Origin of the sequence: Dyella sp. EPa41, assembly GCF_016586165.1 — a bacterium.
Lineage (GTDB): Bacteria > Pseudomonadota > Gammaproteobacteria > Xanthomonadales > Rhodanobacteraceae > Dyella.
The window spans coordinates 1-17,795 of record NZ_BCPR01000065.1 but is presented as its reverse complement, the minus strand read 5'-3'; the positions used below and the strand labels follow the sequence as shown (position 1 = coordinate 17,795).

Below are 17,795 nucleotides of genomic sequence, written 5' to 3'. Positions count from 1 at the left end.
GGAGTTTCCTGGGGAGGTACTGATCTAATCAATCTTCACAATGGACGTCGTGGGTCACGAAGGGATGCTCGGCATCGGGCCGCGCGAACCATTGCGGCTCGCGCAGCGTGCACTGCATGTCCTCCATGCCGCTATGCCAGTGCTGCTGCATGCTGCCGAAGCTGAATTCGTAATCCTTGTAGTGCCCTTCGTACGGCTTGTTGCGGTAAATCAGGTGGAACAGGTTGACCAGCGAGCCGCCCGCGTAGATCTCGGCGCGGCGATAGGCGGGATCGTGGCGCCGGTCTTCCGGCACCAGCGCCATCAGGTCCTGCAGCACGCGCTGCTGCTTCTGGCGCAGGCCCATGTATTCGGTGATGAGTCGGGTGCGGCTGGAATACTGGATGTCCTTGGCGCGCGACGTCACCTCGGCGAGATCGCGCGGCACCTCGCCTCGCGCGCTCCACAGGTCGACCTGGAAGATCAGCGCGTCGCGGCAGGAGGCATCGGACAGCACCTTGTACAGCGGCGTATTGGAGACCATGCCGCCGTCCCAGTAGAACTCGCCGTCGATCTCGGTCGCCGGAAAACCCGGCGGCAACGATCCCGATGCCATGAAGTGCTCCACGCGCAGCTCGCCCTCGGTGTTGTCGAAGTAGGCGAAGTTGCCGGTGCGGATGTTCACCGCGCCCACCGACACGCGCATGGCGGTCTTGTGGTTGATGCGATCGAAGTCGACCAGGCGTTCCAGCGTGGCCTTCAACGGCGAGGTGTCGTACCAGCTCGCGGTGGTGGGCGAGGCGCGCCACGGCAACAGCGGAAACGGCCGCGGCACGAAGAAGCCAGGTTGCCCCTCCACCAGCGCACGCAGCGCCGACCAGCCGCTCAGGCCGTTCAACCAGGGAAGTTCCCACGCACCGGGATCGAGCGGCGGCGTGGGCCACGTCGGCAGCAAGGGCGGGCGGCAGATGGTCTGCCAGAACTCGCGCAGGCGCTCCACGCGGTGCTTCGGCGGATTGCCGGCAATGACCGCCGCGTTGAGCGCGCCGATGGAAATGCCGGCAATCCAGTTCGGATGGATGCCGGCATTGTCCAGCGCCTCGAACACGCCGGCCTGGTACGCGCCCAGCGCACCGCCACCCTGCAGCACGAGGGCGAGCGTGCGGTAGTCACGCTTGATCGCCTTGGCGAAGGTTTCCGGTGCGGGCATGTGCTTGGCTACGTCCATCGAGGCAGGCTCTCCTTACTGCATGTACCAGCCGTGGCTGACCACGATCGACTGGCCGGTGAGCGCCGCCGAAGGGAACGTGGCGAGATAGAGCGCGGTCTGCGCGATGTCGTCCACGGTGGTGAACACGCCGTCGACGGTGTCCTTGAGCATCACGTTCTTGATCACTTCCTCTTCGGTGATCTTCAGTTCCTTCGCCTGCTCGGGAATCTGCTTCTCCACCAGCGGCGTGCGCACGAAGCCCGGGCAGATCACGTGCGAACGCACGTTGTGCGCGGCGCCTTCCTTCGCCAGCGTGCGCGCCAGGCCCAGCAGGCCGTGCTTGGCGGCGACATAGGCGGACTTGAGCTTGGAGGCCTCGTGCGAATGCACCGAACCCATGTAGATGACGGTGCCTCCGCGATCGCCCTTGTACATGTGCTTGAGCGCCGCGCGCGTGGTGAGGAAGCCGCCGTCGAGATGGATGGCCAGCATCTTCTTCCAGTCGGCATACGAGAACTGGTCGATCGGATTGATGATCTGGATGCCGGCGTTGGAGATGAGGATGTCGAGATGGCCAAACTCGGCGACCACCTTGTCGGTGCCCGCATCCACGGCGGCTTCGTCCGTCACGTCCATCGCGACGCCGATGGCCTTGCCGCCCGCCGCGTTGATCTCGGCAGCGGCTGCGTCGGCCGCCTGCTGGTTGATGTCGGCGATGGCCACCGCCGCGCCGTTCTTCGCGTAAAGCTCGGCGATCGCCTTGCCCAGGCCGCTGGCCGCGCCTGTGATGAGTGCCACCTTGCCGTCGAGACTTGCCATAACCACTCCTTTCGATGGGGAACGGGGAAAGCAGAAACGGAATCAGGTCGTGCGGCGCAGCCTGTCCGCGGGACGAACAGGCTGGCACAGCTTGTATGCACGCATCCATGCGACGAATGGACCATTCAGCCAGGTCTCTTCGACGCCGTCATTCCGGCGCAGGCCGGAATCCAGTAGCCAGCGCGGTCGGTTTTCGCGAGTGGTTCATCGGATTTTTCCGCGAAAACCGTGTGATACCGCCACTGGATTCCGGCCTGCGCCGGAATGACGGGCAACGAGCCGCGCGTTACGTCTTATCGCCTCAGCGCACGCCCTCGGACAGGTAGGTATAGCCCGTCAGCCCTTCGTTCAACGTGAGGAACAACTGCTCCGCCGCTTCGCCCTCCACGCCCGCCGCCGCGATGCGGTCGCGGTAGCTGCGGCGCAGGGCTTCCAGGTCGTAGCCGACGTAGTCGAGCATCAGGTCGGTGGTGTCACCGCGGCGCTTGTGCGCGAAAACATACGAATCGCCGTCCACGCGTACGTTCACCGCGTCGGTGTCGCCGAACAGGTTGTGGATGTCGCCCAGCGTTTCCTGGTAGGCGCCGACCATGAAGATGCCGAGGCGATAGCTCTCGTCGTCCTTCAATGCATGCAGCGGCAGGCTGACGTCGACGCCTTCGGCATCGACGTAGTCGTCGATGCGGCCGTCGGAGTCACAGGTGAGGTCGACGATCACGCCGCGGCGGGTCGGTTCCTCGTCGAGGCGCGCGATCGGTGCGATCGGGAAGATCTGGTCGATCGCCCAGATGTCCGGCACCGACTCGAACACCGAGAAGTTGACGAAGTACTTGTCCACCAGCTTTTCGTCCAGCTCGTCCAGGGCCTGGCGATGCGAACGCTCCGCCGGCAGCAGGCGCGTGCGCACGGCGTTGGCGATGGCGTAGTACATGTCGTCCAGGCGCGCGCGGTCCTGCAGGTTGAGCTGGCCCAGCGCATACAGCGCCTGGCCCTCGGCCGCGTGGTGCTGGGCCTCGTGGAACAGCTCCAGCGCCGGGCGCTGGTCGAGTTCGGCCCAGGTTTCGCGCAGGCGACGCAGCACGGCGGGCTCATGCTCGTGCGCAGGCGGAATGTTGCCGGCGGGCACGGGCTCCACTTCGGTCACGTTGACCACCATGACGGCGTGGTGCGCGGTCATCGCGCGACCGGCTTCGGTGATGATGTGCGGCGCGGGCAGGTTTTCTTCCGCCACCGCTTCGGCCAGCGACTGCACGATGGTCGAGGCGTACTGTTCGATCGAATAGTTGATCGAGTTGTGGCTGCGCGAGCGCGAGCCTTCGTAGTCCACGCCCAGGCCGCCGCCGACGTCGACGATGTCCAGCGGCACGCCCATGCGCTTGAGCTCCACGAAGTAGCGCGTGGCTTCGCGCATGCCGTTGGCGATGTCGCGCACGTTGGAAATCTGCGAGCCCATGTGGAAGTGCTGCAGCTTCAGCGTGTGCTTGAGGCCCGCCTGTTCCAGGCGCTCCACCAGGGTGAGCACCTGGCTGGGCGAGAGGCCGAACTTGCCCTTGTCGCCGCCGGTGTTCTGCCACTTGCCGGCACCGATCGAGGCCAGGCGCACGCGCACGCCGAGCAGCGGCTCGACGTCGAGCGCCTTCGCTTCGGTAAACACGTGGTCGAGCTCGGACAGCTTCTCGATCACGATGTGCACGCGCAGGCCGAGCTTGCGGCCGATCAGCGCGAGGCGGATGTATTCGCGGTCCTTGTAGCCGTTGCAGATGACGATGCTGCCGGGGCGCGCCATGGCGAGCACGGCCATGAGCTCCGGCTTGGAACCGGCTTCGAGGCCGAAGCCATGCTCGCCCGCGGCCACCAGCTCGCCGGCCACGCCGCGCTGCTGGTTCACCTTGATCGGATAGACGGCCGTATAGCCGCCCGTGTAGTTCCACTCGCCGATGGCCTTGGCGAAGGCGCCCTGCAGGCGCGTGAGGCGATCGGCGAGGATGTCCGGGAAACGAACGAGCAGCGGCAGGCGCAGGCCTTCGGCGCGGGCGCGGTCCACGATGGCCGGCAGCGACAGCGCCGGGCCTTTCGCGCCATGCGGGCGCATCACGATGTGGCCGGCCGCATTCACGTCGACGTAGCCGTCGCCCCAGTGCGGGACGGCGTAGGTATGGCGGGCCGCGTCGATGTTCCAGTGCTTCGACATGGAGGGTTCCTTCAATGGCGGGCGTGAAACACCCTATGCATGTCGTCGCAGCGGCGAGCCTTGACGAAATCAAAGTCAGCCGGCCGGAAGCCTCGCACGCCGCGGGGCCGGACTGACCTGACGGACCTGGGGCGGCGAGGCGCGGCGGTCCGGACGGCTATTGTAACGGCGTCTTGTGACAATGTGCCGGCGGCGTTCCCCAACGAAAACGGGAAGATGGCGCCGGTTCGGCTACAATTCCCGCTCTTTGAATCCATCGATCGTCAGGAACGTCCCCATGTCGCAGCACCCCAGCTGGTTCACCGAAGCCCACCAGGCCTCCGGCTCCTCCATCGGCTACCGCGTGGAGAAGCTGCTGCACGCCGAGAAAACGCCGTTCCAGACCATCGAGATCTACCAGACCACCGACTGGGGCAACCTGATGGTGATCGACGGCTGCGTGATGCTGACCAGCCGCGACAATTTCCTCTATCACGAGATGATGACCCACCCGGCCCTGTTCACCCATGCGCGCGCCAAGCGCGTGGTGATCATCGGCGGCGGCGACTGCGGCACGCTGCGTGAAGTGCTCAAGCACGAGGAAGTGGAGCACGCCGCCCAGGTGGAGATCGACGAGCGCGTGACGCGCCTGGCCGAGCAGTACTTTCCGGAACTGTGCGAGTCCAACAACGACCCGCGCGCCGAGCTGCTGTTCATCGACGGCATCAAGTACATGGCCGAGGCCGAGCCCGAGTCGCTGGACCTGGTCATCGTCGACTCGACCGACCCGGTCGGCCCCGCCGAGGGCCTGTTCAACGCTGCCTTCTACGCCAGCTGCTTCAAGGCCCTGCGCCATGGCGGCATCCTGGTGCAGCAGTCCGAATCGCCGATCGCGCACCTGGAGCTGATCAAGTCCATGCGTTCGGCCATGCGCACGGCCGGCTTCAGCGCGGTGAAGACCCTGCCGTTCCCGCAGCCGTGCTACCCGACCGGCTGGTGGAGTTGCACCATGGCCCGCAAGGGCGGCGACCTGGCCGGTTTCCGCGAGCGTGGCGCCATCAGCAAGAACTTCCCGACCCGTTACTACAACGCCGACGTGCACAAGGGTGCGCTGGCGCAGCCGGAATTCATGCGCGAGGCGCTGGGCGAATAAGCCCGGATCCGCGTACTGCGGGAGCGCACCCGGTGCGCGGCCGCAGGCTACGGTTGCATTCGACGCCGGATTCCCGGGGATGGGGATGCCGGCGTCGTTGCTTCGCAGGCTTTTCGCGCACTGGGTGCGCTCCTACGTGAGCGGTAAACGCTCAGAACAGCGTCTGTCGCGTCTTGGGCAGCAGCACCAGCACCAGCGTGGCGATCGGCCCGAACAGCAGCGAAAGCAGGAACCACACCAGGCCGCTGCGGTTCTTGCCCTGGGCCAGTCCGGCGTTGATCAGGGCCAGGGTGCCCCAGCCCACGAACCAGGGGGCCGCCCGACCGTCGGCCAAGAAGGAAATGTCGTTCACTGCGTGTCTCCTGTTGCGCGGGATGGGGCGGACCATCCCGGGGCGTCGCGAAGCGGCCATGCTAGCAAGCCTGGGACCGTTATCCCGGCCGCACCGTCCCGCGGATCAGGCGAGCTTAATGCTTGACCGGTATGCTGGCCGCTTCGTTTTGGACGGATGACATCGATGCTTGGACGGCGCCTGCTCGTATGGGGACTCGCTTTGGCCTCGCTGGCCGGTCCGGCGCTTGCCGCCACGGCCCCGGCCAAACCCAAGTCGGCCACCGCCAATGACCAGCAGATCGCCGCGCGCCGCCAGGCCTTGCTGGCGTTCCAGAAGGATCTGGTCAGCGTGATCGCGCCCCAGGCCCTGCCTGTGCCGCTGCTCGGTGGCGCCCTGCTGGCCCGCCCGCTGGCCGACCTGCCGGACTTCAACAGCTTCCACGCGCTGATCGAGCGCGCCACGGCCGCACCGGGTGCCGGCCCTGAGATCAACTGGGTGCGACTGAGCGACTGCGATACCAAGGCCGACGCCTGCCCCAACCCTGACGCGCTCGGCAAGCTGGTCGCGCAGGCGCCGGACAACGCGGCGGTGTGGCTGCTGAAGCTCGGCCAGGACGTAAAGAACGACAAGCTGGACGCCGCCCGCGAAGACCTGGGCAAGGCCGCCGCCGCGAAGGTGTACGACGACTACACCGGCATCAGCCTGAAAGCGCTGGCCACCACCGTCACGCTGCTGCCGCCGCCACCGGCGGTGATCAACCCGTTGTCGCCCACCGGCGCGGCGGGCGTGCAGGTGATGATGGTGTTCGGTTTGGCCGAAACGCAGCCGCAGCCGGGCCTGCAGGCCACCTCGCGGCTGTGCGAGGCCAACAAGGACAACGAGGCCATGAAGGCCGACTGCCTCAAGCTGGCCAAGCTGCTGGAATGGGGGTCGAGCCCGCTGGGCCGCTCGCTGGGGCTGCATCTGCGCGAGGTGCTGTCCGACGACCCGTCCCAGCAGGACGACGCCCGCCGTGCGCGCCGCAACCTCGTGTGGCAGGTGCAGAGCTTCGCCCAGCTGTCGTCCCGCGCGCAGGGCGATACCGCGCTGGCGCAACACCTGTTGTCGCTGGCCCGCAGCGGCGGCACGGAGATGAGCCTGATGCTCACCGCGCTGCACGACTACAACGTCAATGTCGAAGCGCCCGCCGACTGGGAACCCGCCAAGCCGCAGGCGTGACCGCCACGCTTGCCCAGGGCGACACTGAACGCCTGTTGCCCTAACCGCCCTAACCATCGTGTAGGCTTGGACCCGGCTTGGAGACAGGGGCGGCATCATGCTGACGGTTCTGGTAGCAAGCAGCAAAGGCGGTTGCGGCAAGAGCACGCTGGTCACCCAGCTGGCTTCGCATTGGGCGCAGGACGGCAAGCACACGGCCATCGTCGACGCCGACCGGCAGCAGTCGGGCTTTCGCTGGGCCACGCGGCGACCGGACAACGTCCCCGGCGTGCTCGCCCTGGAAGGCAACCGCAAATCCCTGGAAAAACTTCCGCCCGACACCCAGCGGGTGCTGATCGATACGCCCGCCGGGTCGCATGAGCGCGACCTCGAGCCGTTCCTGGAAAAGGCCGATGTGCTGCTGGTGCCGGTGTTGCCGTCAACCTTCGACCTGGACGCAACGTTCGACTTCCTCGACCACCTGAAACAGATCAGTCGCATCAAGCGTGGCAAGCTGCCCGTGGGCCTGGTGGGCAACCGCCTGAAGCCCTGGACCAACGCAAGCCAGGACGCGATGACGCAATTGGCGGAACAGGCGCCGTTCCCACTTGTGGCGCAGTTGAGAGACAGTCAGGCGTATGTGCTGCTCACCGCACTCGGCAAGGGTATCTTTGACTACGCTTCGGAAAACGTCCGAAGCCACCAGGAGGACTGGAAACACCTCCTCCGCTGGATCAAACGCCAGCACTGAACCGCGCGACCGCGCCCGCGCGGCACGATCTTGGAGCCCTGCCCATGCACGAACTCATCCTGTTGCGACATGCCGAAGCACAGCCGGCCTCCCCGGGGGGCGACGACCGGGTTCGGCGCCTGAGCGGGCGTGGCGAGCAGGAGGCCAAGGCCGCGGGCAAGTGGCTGGCCTCGCACGGCGTCAAGCCCGACCGCGTGCTGTGCTCCCCGTCCGAGCGTACGCGCGCCACGGCATCGCTGGCGCTCGCTTCGATGAAACATGCGCCGGAACCGCAGCTTGCCGAGGACATCTACGAGGCGACGCCGGGCGAGCTGCTGGCGCTGCTGGACCAGCATGCCGACGCCGGTACGGTCGTCCTGGTGGGCCACAACCCGGGTATCGAACGGCTGGTGGCCCTGCTGGTCGAGGGCCGCTCGGACGAATTCCGCGGCATGCCGCCGGCGGGCCTGGCGGTGCTGCACCTCAACGGTGCGCTGGAACCGGGCAACGCCCGCCTGGACGCCTTCTGGTCTCCCTGATGCGGCGCCTTATCGGCGGGCTGGCCTTGCTCCTGCTGGCCATCCTGCCGGCCCACGCCGCTGATTACCGCATCGACCCCTCGCGCTCGTACGCCGATTTCGGCGTGCGCCTGTTCTGGCTGAGCCAGATCAGCGGGCGCTTCCAGCAGATCGACGGCGACGTGACCTTGAACTCCCAGCACGACACGGCGGTCGTCAACGCACGCATCACGGTGGACAGCATCCAGATGGGATCGGAACGCATCCGCCGCTGGGTGCTGGCGCCGGAGTTCTTCGACGTGGAGCACTACCCCACCATCCATTTCGTGTCCGAGCCGATCACCCTGGCGACGCTGGAAAAGGGTGGCGACCTCGACGGCACGCTGACCCTGCGGGGCATCGCGCGGCCGGCCCATTTCGAGCTGCTGCCTTCGCCTTGCCCGTTGCACGAACCCGAGCAGTGCGTGATCGCGGTGCGCGGCGCGATCCAGCGCAGCGATTTCGGAATGACCGGACACCGCACCGCGTTGTCGGACAAGGTGGAACTGGGCATGTCGATCAGCCTCGATTACATCAGCCGCTGACCGCTGCCCGTATCATTCCGGCATGCACCCGCGCTGGATCGCCCTTGCCTCCCTGCTCGCTGCGATCCTGGTCCTGCCGGGATGCGCTGTGTCGCCGTCGCACGTGCGCCGCGCGGATGCCGTGGTCGCCGCCGACACGCAGCACGAGCTGGACTGCGACCGCGCCGATCATTGCGCCATCGATTCGCCATTGCTTGACGCCGCGCGCGAGGCCATGGCCGATTCGACCGATGCGCAACCCGTGCACGTGGTCACCCTGCTCAACGACAGCGAAGCGGCGATGGTCGCGCGGCTCAACCTGATCCGTGGCGCGCAGCGCAGCATCGACGTGCAGACCTACATCTGGGACCAGGACGACGCCGGCCAGCTGGTGCTGGACGAGCTGTTCAAGGCCGCCAAGCGCGGCGTGAAGGTGCGCATCCTCGCGGACCAGCTGTTCTCCTTCAACGACGCCGCGCTGCTGAAGCGCCTTGCCGACGCGCACGCCAACCTCCAAGTGCGCCTGTACAACCCCACCTTCCACGAAGCGCAGACCTCGGCGGTGGAATTCGGCGCGAGCATCGTGTGCTGCTTCCACCACTTCAACCAGCGCATGCACAACAAGCTGCTGCTGGTGGACGACATGATCGGCATCACCGGGGGCCGCAATTACCAGGACCGCTATTTCGACTGGGACGACGACTTCGACTATGTGGACCGCGACGTGATGGTCGGCGGGCCGGCCGCGCGTGCCATGGCGACCAGCTTCGACACGTTCTGGAACCACAAGCGCGCGACGCCGCTGACGCACCTGCGCGACGTCAACCACGACATCCTCGCCGCCGCGCGTCCCGGGAGCTGGCCGCAACCGCACTACACGCATCCACAGCGCGTGGCCCGCGTGCTGGACGAGGCCGAAGACCCCGACTGGCTCAGTGAGGCATTGGTGAGCCAGGCGCTGCGCACCGGCCGCGTGGACTACTTCAGCGACCTGCCCGCCAAGACCACCCAGCCGGACAAGCGCAGCGCGCAGGAATTCACCGCGCACGTGATGCGCATGATCGGCGCCGCCCAACACGAAGTCGTGCTGCAGACGCCGTACCTCGTGCTGAGCGAACGCGCGCAGGCGATCTTTGCCGGCCTGCGGCAAGGCGCATCGCCGCCACGCATCATCGTCTCGACCAATTCGCTGGCGTCCACCGATGCGTTCGCCGTGTATGCGATCTCGTACAAGCACCGCAAGCACTACCTCAAGGAGTACGGCTTCGAGATCTACGAGATGAAGCCGCACGCGGCCGGCCCCGCCGACGACAATGCCGAAGCCGCCGCCGACGAGGGGCCATCGATCGCGACGCACGACGGCACGCAGGCGCGCCGGCGCATCGGCACCGAGCGTGGCCTGCTGGGCAGCCACGGCGGTGCGCGGCGCAACCGCCCCGCGCCGCTGACCACGCCGGGCCGCCGTTTCGGCCTGCATGCCAAGTCGATCGTGGTGGACGACGACTTCGCCATGGTGGGCTCGCACAATTTCGATCCACGATCGGACCACTACAACACCGAGGCCGGCGTGATCGTGTACGACGCGCGTTTCGCCGGCGAACTGCGCGAGAGCATCCTGCGCGATACACAACCGGAAAACGCCTGGGTGATCGCGCCGCGCCAACAAAACAGCCTGAGCATGGCCATCGGCGATGTATCCGCCAGCCTGCCGGTGTTCGACCTGTGGCCCTACCGCTACGCCACCAGCTACGACCTCAAGGCCGGCTGCACGCCGATGCGGCCGAGCGATCCGGCCTTCTTCAGCTGCTACACGCCGGTGGGTGATTTTCCGGACGTGGCGATCTCGTCGAAGCTGATCTACACGCGGCTGATCACGGCGTTCGGCTCGGGGGTGAAGGGGATTCTCTGATGGTGTCGGCGCGACACCGCCATTTTTTGTAGGAGCGCACCCAGTGCGCGACAGCCTTTCGCGGTGGTCTGCACGTCTATTGCTCTTGTGAAAGCGGGCTATGCCTTCGGTAGCCCCGCTACCGCGAGCATGCCGCCTACGCGGCGGGCGTTTCGATCCCCTGCCGGCGCTCGAGTCACTTTTCTTTTGCTGGCCCAAAAGAAAAGTAACCCAAAGAAAATGGCCTTCAGAGCCAGGGCTCATAGCGATATGCGGGATAGGAGCGTCGGACGACCGACGCCAGTCGGGCCGTGCTCGTTACTACCTCGAACGTAGCCGCTACACCGCCACGCGCCGTAGCGGAGAGGACTCAAGGCAACGTTGTTGAGCCCTGAGGGGATCTATTCGCACCGCACCGCCGTTTTTTCTCCCTCTCCCCTCCGGGGCACGCGGGGAGCGGCCATGGATGGCCGCGCCGTTGAGGAGCGAGGAGAGGGCTGGGGTGAGGGGTGGGTGCTCGCGAAGCTCCTTCCTACCTCTGTAGGAGCGCACCCAGTGCGCGACAGCCACGTTGCAACGCACCTTGGCCTTGCGTCGTCGCGACGATCGCAAATCGAGGCAACCCTGTCAGTCCACGGTCGCGCACAGGGTGCGCTCCCACAACGAACCGCAGCCACCGGTGTCGCGACGCGATGTGCCGCGCAGCGGCACGAGCCTTCAACCAACCCCTGTGGGGCGGTGAGGGGTGGACGAGCAGGCCCCGCAGGGGTGCCCGACAGGGACGTCGGGCACTTTTCGTCCGGGCAGGAGCCCGGTCGAAAAGCCCGGCCGCCCCTCACGGACTGGCTGGGCCGCAGGCCCGGCCAGCGCCACGCGGGGGGCTCTTTCTTTTGGTTACTTTTCTTTGAGCAAGCAAAGAAAAGTGACCCGGCCTCCGGCAGGAGGGCGGAAGCCCGCGGCAGGCGAGCCCGGTCGCGATAAGGAAGAATGCAACCGAAACATCGACAATCTTTGTCCATCGAAAGACGAACATGCAGACCGGCGCGAAAGGCGGTCGCGCACTGGGTGCGCTCCTACAAGGGAACGAACGCCACGCGAAGAGAAAGTGACCCGGGCCGCGGCAGCGGCCCGGAAGTCCGCCGCAGGCGAGCCCGGTCGCCGAAACATGGCAATCGCACGAAAAGACATTGTTGAAAAAGCGAACGTGCAGACCCGCGCGAAAGGCTGTCGCGCATAGGGTGCGCTCCTACAGAGGAGGGCAGCCCTTGGTGGGACTACTCGTCGAAACGCATCACCAGCTGGCCTGTAAGCCCCGCCGGATGATCCGCCGGCACCGCAAACCGCCAACCCAACGCCATGCGCACCGCGCGGTCATCCAGCGCGGCATCGCCACTGGATTGCGCCACCGACGCCGACTGGGCACGGCCATCGCCATCCACCGCCAGCCGCAACACCACGCGCCCCTGCCCCAACGCTGCGTGTCCGAACAGCGAGCCCGGCAGAGAGGGCATCTCGATCGGCGTCAGCGAGGGCAAGGCCGGGGCTGCCTCGGCACGAGGCATGGCTGCGGTCGTGGTGATGGGTTCACGCAAAGGCGCGGGCTGCGCGCGCGCGGGTCGGGCATGACGGCGCAGCACCGTACGCACCTTGTCCACGTGCGAAACCGTGGCGGGCGCCGGGCCTTTCCAGTCGCCGGTCAGCGTGCTCAACCACGCGGTGCCCGCGACGCCCACCAGCAGGGCCAATACGCTCAGGCTGGTGGTCGTGCGCAAACGGAACATCGGCGATGACGGCGAGCCGCCGCGTTCAGCGCTCGAGGATGGCGGTGACGCCCATGCCGCCAGCGGTGCAGATGGAGATCAAGCCGCGGCCCGAGCCCTTCTGGTCCAGCAGCTTCGCCAGCGTGGCGACGATGCGCGCGCCGGTGGCCGCGAACGGATGACCCACGGCGAGGCTGGAACCATGCACGTTGAGCTTGGCCGGATCGATCGAGCCCAACGGCTGGTCGAGACCCAGGCGGTTCTTGCAGTAGTCCGCGCTTTCCCACGCACGCAGCGTGCACAGCACCTGCGCGGCGAAGGCTTCATGGATTTCGTAGAAATCGAAATCCTGCAGCGTAAGGCCATGGCGCGCCAGCATGCGCGGCACGGCCACCGTCGGCGCCATCAGCAGGCCTTCGCCGTGCACGAAATCCACCGCGGCCACTTCGGCATCGCGGAACCACGCCTGCACCTTGAGTCCGCGTTTGGCCGCCCATTCCTCGGTGCCGAGCAGCACCGCCGCCGCGCCATCGGACAGGCCGGTGGAGTTGCCCGCGGTAAGCGTGCCGTGGCCCGAGCTCCTGTCGAATGCCGGCTTCAATGAGGCCAGCTTCTCCATGGTGGAATCGGGGCGCAGGAAGCCGTCGCGTTTCAAACCACGGAACGGCACCACCAGATCCTCGAAGAAACCCGCCTCGTACGCGGCGGCCAGCTTGTGGTGGCTGTCCAGCGCGAGCTGGTCCTGGCCCTGGCGGCCGATGTGCCATTCCTTGGCCATCTTCTCGCAGTGGTCGCCCATCGACATGCCGGTGCGCGGCTCGGCCACGCCGGGGAACGCAGGCTTGAATTCGCGGAAGGAGAAACCCTGGGTCGCGGCGCGCAGCTTGTCCTGCCAGGTCTTGCCGCGATTGACGGCGAGCAGGCGCTTGCGCAGGCGTTCGCTGAGCACGATCGGCACGTCGCTGGTGGTGTCCGAGCCGCCGGCGATGCCCGCCTCGATCTGCCCGGCGGCGATCTTGTTGGCGATGATGATGGCGTTGTCCAGCGAGGTGCCGCAGGCGCGCGCCGTGGTAATGGCCGGCGTGGTGGGCGCGAGCCCCGAGGACAGCACCGCTTCGCGGGCCAGGTTCCATTCGGACGAGTGCTTGATCACCGCACCCATGGCCACTTCGCCCAATTCCTGGCCGTGCAGGCCGTAACGCTCCACCAGCGACCCGAGCACCTTCACCGACATGCCGAAATTGCCGACATCGGCGTAGGCGGTGTTGTTGCGGCAGAACGGAATGCGTACGCCGCCGATCACACCGACGCGCTTGAGCGTGTTTTCCATGGTGGGGACGAGTCCAGACAAGCCGAGTTGAGGAGCCTGTTTGTGTACACAAATAGGCCCCTAAGGCTAACCCGCCCTGCCGCGCCACGGAAGCCCAAAAGTCCCGAATGCTAGAATTCGGTTCTTTCGCTGTTCGGGTTTGTCATCCGTGGAAGCTCAAGCACTCGTCGCCCTGCCCGTGCTCCTGGCCCTGGAGTTGTCGCCCGGAGACACACCGTCGCACCGCACGCTCACCCGCGACGAGGCCGCGGAACTCGCCGCCCTGGTGGCCGCCGACCTGCATGCGCTGGTGCCGCAGGTGGACGAGGCGCGCCTCGCCCTGGCCGGCGGGCTGTTCGACGCGGTGGAACTGCTGCGTCCCGGTTTCCCGGTGTGGGGCACGCTGGACGAACTGGCGCGCCGCGTGCCGCGCGGCCATCTGGAGAACGTGGTGGCCTTCGGCACCCATGAGGGCCGCATGCCGGCCCAGCCGCTGGAGCCCGAAGCCGCCTTCGCGGACGGCCCGATGCGCCTGTTGCCGATCTCCCTGCTCGCCCCCGAAGCGCTGGCCGAGAGCCTGTCCGACAAACTCGAAGTGGAACTGGTGGGCCGCGGCGAAGCCGGCGAGCGCACCTCCGACTGGCTGATGCGTACGCTGGGCGTGCGCCTGGAGCACGCGCGCTACCTCAGCCGCAACGACCTGCTCGCACTGACCTGCGTGCAGTACGAGCACGTCAACCTCGCGCCGTTGTGGACGCTGCTGGAAGCTGCCCTGCTCACGCCCTACCGCGACGAGGCCACGATGAGCGCGCGCGGCCTCAGCTTGCGTTATCACGAAGGCGCCGTGGAAGTGCAGTCGCCCGGCGAGTGGCTGGCCGCACAAGGCGACGATGCCGCGCAGCGCGCCCACGACCTGGCCGGCATCGTGTTCGAGCTACGCCAGTACGCCGCCCTGCTCGATGCGCATCGCCTGCCACTGGTGCTGCATGGTTCGGCACCCACGGCGGGCTATCTGCTGGAATCGGTGGGTACGGTGGACGAGCGCTACGGCGCGCCCTCGCTGCACGCGCATGAGGCGCCGGGCCTGGGCGTGATCGCCGTGACCGTGGCGCAGCGTGGCGAAGGTGGCCACGCCCGTGTACTCGCGCATGGTTATCCGCTGCATCCGAAGGCGCTGGGACCGCTGGTGGCGGCACTGGCCGACCAGTACGACATCGCCCCGGACCTGCACGCGCTGGGACGCATCCTGCTCGACGGCCAAGGCCACCTGAGCGCACCTTCCGAACCGCTGCACTGACCTCCCCGCCGCTCGTCATCCTGGCGGCCGCCGCTCGTCGCAAAGGCGGCGCGCGCCATCTGCACTTCGGTCGCCACTTGGCGCATGATGCGGCGATGGGCGCAGGGGAGCGCCGGCGGACGACATTCAGTGCAACCAACCGATCGCACGTTCGTCCCGGCCGGCGGCGAAGCCCAATGGGCTGACCACGTGCTGCGCGGCGCGCCGGCGCTGATCACCTATATCGACGCCCAACGCCGCTTCCGCTTCGTCAACGCCACGCACAAGGCCTGGATCGGCCTCGACCCCGCGCACATGGTGGGCCGCCGCGTCGACGAGGTGATCGACGCGCGGAGCATGCAAAAGCTCGGCGCCTGCCTCGATCAGGCGCTCGCCGGCCAGCCCGCGGTGTACGAAGGCGAGTTGTTCGCCGGCCCGGGGCGCAACTACGTGCACGGCAATTTCCAGCCCGACTTCGACGACGATGGCCGGGTGCGCGGCGTGTTCACCGTGTTCATCGACATCACCGAACGGCACGAGCTGGAAACCCGCCTGCGCGAGAGCGAGCAGCGCATGGACGGCGCGTTCCAGCACGCGCCCATCGGCATGGCGCTGGTCACGCCCGGCGGCTTCATGCTGCGGGTCAACCATGCGCTGTGCCAGATGCTGGGCTATGACGAGCAGGAGCTGTTGTCGATGGCCCTGATCGACCTGACCCATCCCGACGACGTCGCCACCTCGCGCGAGCTTTCGCGCTCCCTGCGCGAGGGCGACCGCGAGACGTACCAGCTGGAAAAACGCTACGTCCACCGCGACGGTCATCCCGTCCACGTGCTGCTGAGCGTCTCCGTGGTGCGGCGGGCCGAGGGCGAGCCGTTCCAGGCGGTGGCGCAGATCATGGACATCAGCCAGCGCAAGGCCTACGAAGAGGCCCTGTTCCGCGAGCGCGAACTGGCCGAAGTGACGCTGCGCTCCATCGGCGACGCGGTGATCACCACCGACCTGGCACACCGCATCACCTCGCTCAACCCCATTGCCGAGGCGATGACCGGCTGGAGCCATGCCGAAGCGGTCGGCAAGCCGATGAGCGAGGTGTTTCGCCTGATCGACAGCCGCACGCGCGAGCCGCTGCACAACCCATTGCTGGACGCCATCGCGCGTGATGCCATCGTCGAGCTGAAGGGCAACGCGGTGCTGCTCCACCGCAACGGCTTCGAGACGCCCATCGAGGATTCGGCCGCATCCATCCACGATCACGCCGGCAGCGTGATCGGTGGCGTGCTGGTGTTCCACGACGTCAGCGAAACCCGCGCGCTCGCGCTGAAGATGGCGCACCTGGCGCAGCACGACACGCTGACCGGCCTGCCCAACCGCAGCCTCCTGCAGTCACGGCTGGAACAGGTACTGGCCGCCACCGTCCGCCGCCATGACCAGGCGGCGCTGCTGCACATCGACCTGGACCACTTCAAACAGATCAACGACACGCTGGGCCATGCCTCCGGCGACGAACTGCTGCGTGTATTCGCCACCCACCTGCGCGAGCACCTGCGCAGCGAGGACACGGTGAGCCGCGTGGGTGGCGACGAATTCGTGGTGCTGCTGTCGCATGTGGATGGCCGCACGGGCGCCAGCCAGCTCTGTGAGAAGCTGATGCGTACGTGGCAGGCATCGCCGGCCAGTCGCATGGGCGAGTTCAGCATCGGTTTCAGCGTGGGCATCAGCGTGTATCCCGACGATGCGCCGGATGCCGAGACGATGCTGCGCAATGCGGACATCGCCGCCTACGAAGTAAAGGTACACGGCCGCAACGGCTACCGCTTCTTCACGCCATCGATGAGCGAGCGCCCCGCCGCCCGGCTGCGCATCGAGCAGGAGTTGCGCAAGGCGCTGCGCCGCGGCGATCTCAAGTTGCACTACCAGCCGAAGGTGGATGCGCAAACCGGCGCGATCGTGGGCGCGGAGGCGCTGTTGCGCTGGCAGGTCGAAGGGCGGGAGATCTACATCCCCGACGAATTCATTCCCGTCGCCGAGGAGTCGGGGCTGATCGTGCCCATCGGCGAATGGGTGCTGCGCGAGGCATGCCGGCAGACGGGCGAATGGTATCGCGCGGGCCGCTCCATCGTGGTGGCGGTGAATGTTTCCGCGCCGCAGTTCCAGCATCCGGGATTCCACGCCGCACTGCAGGCCGCGCTCGCCGAAGCGGAGCTGCCGCCGTCACTCATCGAGCTGGAACTGACCGAACGCATGGTGATGTCGGCCGGCGACCAGAGCCGCGCGCTCATGCAACGCATCAAGGAGCTGGGCGTGAGCATGGCGCTGGACGACTTCGGCACCGGCTATTGCAGCCTTTCTTACTTGAAGTATTTTCCCATCGATGCGCTGAAGATCGACCGCACCTTCGTGCGCGACATCGCATCCGATGCGGACAACGCCGCCATCACCGACGCCATCATCACCATGGCGCACGGGCTGGATATGGTCGTGGTGGCCGAGGGCGTGGAAACGGCGACCCAGGCGGAACACTTGCGGGAGGCGGGCTGTTCATTGCTGCAGGGTTTTTTGTTCGGACCTGCCATGGCACCCGACGAGTTCGAACGCCAGCTCGTCGCGGAAACTCCCTTGTAGGAGCGCACCCTGTGCGCGATGGCCTTTCGCGATGGGCTGCATGGTTGTGGTTCTTGTGAGAGCGGGGTGTTGCCTTCGGTAGCTCCGCTACCGCCAGCGTGCCGCTTACGCAGCGGGCGTTTCGACGTCCTGCCGGCGACGCGAAGCTAGTCCCGTGGGACCGCCGAGTCACTTTTCTTTTGCTGGCCCAAAAGAAAAGTAACCCAAAGAAAATGGCCTTGAGAGCCAAGGCTCATAGCAGTACGAGAGATAGAAGCGTCGGAT

At 66.8% G+C, this 17,795-nt stretch carries 14 protein-coding genes; 8 read left to right on the top strand and 6 right to left on the bottom strand.

Annotated features, from left to right (window positions below):
• Window positions 1-28: 28 nt before the first annotated feature.
• From JMF82_RS17245 to speA, 3 genes are all read right to left on the bottom strand, one after another.
• On the bottom strand, window positions 29-1,207 hold the full coding sequence (locus JMF82_RS17245; RefSeq protein WP_236585539.1) for a patatin-like phospholipase family protein: 1,179 nt from the start codon (window positions 1,205-1,207) through the stop codon (window positions 29-31).
• A gap of 15 nt (window positions 1,208-1,222) precedes the next feature.
• Window positions 1,223-2,008: a 3-hydroxybutyrate dehydrogenase gene (locus JMF82_RS17240; RefSeq protein WP_201315785.1), complete on the bottom strand. Its 786-nt coding sequence runs from the start codon at window positions 2,006-2,008 to the stop codon at window positions 1,223-1,225.
• A 301-nt stretch (window positions 2,009-2,309) separates the two neighbouring features.
• Entirely contained in the window at window positions 2,310-4,199 is a 1,890-nt protein-coding gene (gene speA, locus JMF82_RS17235; protein WP_201315784.1) for a biosynthetic arginine decarboxylase, read from the bottom strand.
• A gap of 277 nt (window positions 4,200-4,476) precedes the next feature.
• On the opposite strand from speA, the gene speE reads away from it, so the two are divergent.
• Window positions 4,477-5,331, top strand: a complete 855-nt coding sequence (gene speE, locus JMF82_RS17230; RefSeq protein WP_201315783.1) for a polyamine aminopropyltransferase — start codon at window positions 4,477-4,479, stop codon at window positions 5,329-5,331.
• A 151-nt stretch (window positions 5,332-5,482) separates the two neighbouring features.
• Here the strand turns inward: speE and JMF82_RS17225 are convergent, their stop codons facing one another.
• Complete coding sequence (locus JMF82_RS17225) at window positions 5,483-5,683, bottom strand: hypothetical protein (protein WP_038622858.1); 201 nt, start codon at window positions 5,681-5,683, stop codon at window positions 5,483-5,485.
• 165 nt (window positions 5,684-5,848) lie between these two features.
• Between JMF82_RS17225 and JMF82_RS17220 the strand changes: the two genes are divergently transcribed.
• From JMF82_RS17220 to JMF82_RS17200, 5 genes are all read left to right on the top strand, one after another.
• Window positions 5,849-6,883, top strand: a complete 1,035-nt coding sequence (locus JMF82_RS17220) for a hypothetical protein (RefSeq protein ID WP_201315782.1) — start codon at window positions 5,849-5,851, stop codon at window positions 6,881-6,883.
• A 97-nt stretch (window positions 6,884-6,980) separates the two neighbouring features.
• Window positions 6,981-7,613: a ParA family protein gene (locus JMF82_RS17215; protein WP_201315781.1), complete on the top strand. Its 633-nt coding sequence runs from the start codon at window positions 6,981-6,983 to the stop codon at window positions 7,611-7,613.
• 44 nt (window positions 7,614-7,657) lie between these two features.
• A complete protein-coding gene (locus tag JMF82_RS17210) occupies window positions 7,658-8,131 on the top strand; it encodes a histidine phosphatase family protein (RefSeq protein WP_201315780.1) in 474 nt (157 codons plus the stop codon).
• The gene (locus JMF82_RS17205) at window positions 8,131-8,694 is read left to right on the top strand and encodes a YceI family protein (RefSeq protein ID WP_201315779.1); all 564 of its coding nucleotides are present in this window, start codon (window positions 8,131-8,133) and stop codon (window positions 8,692-8,694) included. Before JMF82_RS17210 ends, JMF82_RS17205 begins: the two co-directional genes overlap by 1 nt.
• A 22-nt stretch (window positions 8,695-8,716) precedes the next feature.
• A complete protein-coding gene (locus JMF82_RS17200; protein WP_201315778.1) occupies window positions 8,717-10,582 on the top strand; it encodes a phosphatidylserine/phosphatidylglycerophosphate/cardiolipin synthase family protein in 1,866 nt (621 codons plus the stop codon).
• 1,253 nt (window positions 10,583-11,835) lie between these two features.
• Here JMF82_RS17200 and JMF82_RS17195 read toward each other — a convergent pair.
• Entirely contained in the window at window positions 11,836-12,342 is a 507-nt protein-coding gene (locus JMF82_RS17195; protein ID WP_201315777.1) for a TonB family protein, read from the bottom strand.
• Between the two features lie 25 nt (window positions 12,343-12,367).
• A complete protein-coding gene (locus JMF82_RS17190) occupies window positions 12,368-13,651 on the bottom strand; it encodes an acetyl-CoA C-acetyltransferase (RefSeq protein WP_201315776.1) in 1,284 nt (427 codons plus the stop codon).
• Window positions 13,652-13,799: 148 nt separating this feature from the next.
• Here JMF82_RS17190 and JMF82_RS17185 point away from each other — a divergent pair, with 148 nt between their 5' ends.
• Together JMF82_RS17185 and JMF82_RS17180 are read left to right on the top strand one after the other, a co-directional pair.
• Window positions 13,800-14,927 carry a hypothetical protein gene (locus tag JMF82_RS17185; RefSeq protein WP_201315775.1) on the top strand — a complete coding sequence of 376 codons (1,128 nt, stop codon included), beginning with the start codon at window positions 13,800-13,802 and terminating at the stop codon, window positions 14,925-14,927.
• A gap of 129 nt (window positions 14,928-15,056) precedes the next feature.
• Window positions 15,057-17,531, top strand: a complete 2,475-nt coding sequence (locus JMF82_RS17180) for a GGDEF and EAL domain-containing protein (protein WP_201315774.1) — start codon at window positions 15,057-15,059, stop codon at window positions 17,529-17,531.
• The last annotated feature ends 264 nt before the right edge of the window (window positions 17,532-17,795 follow it).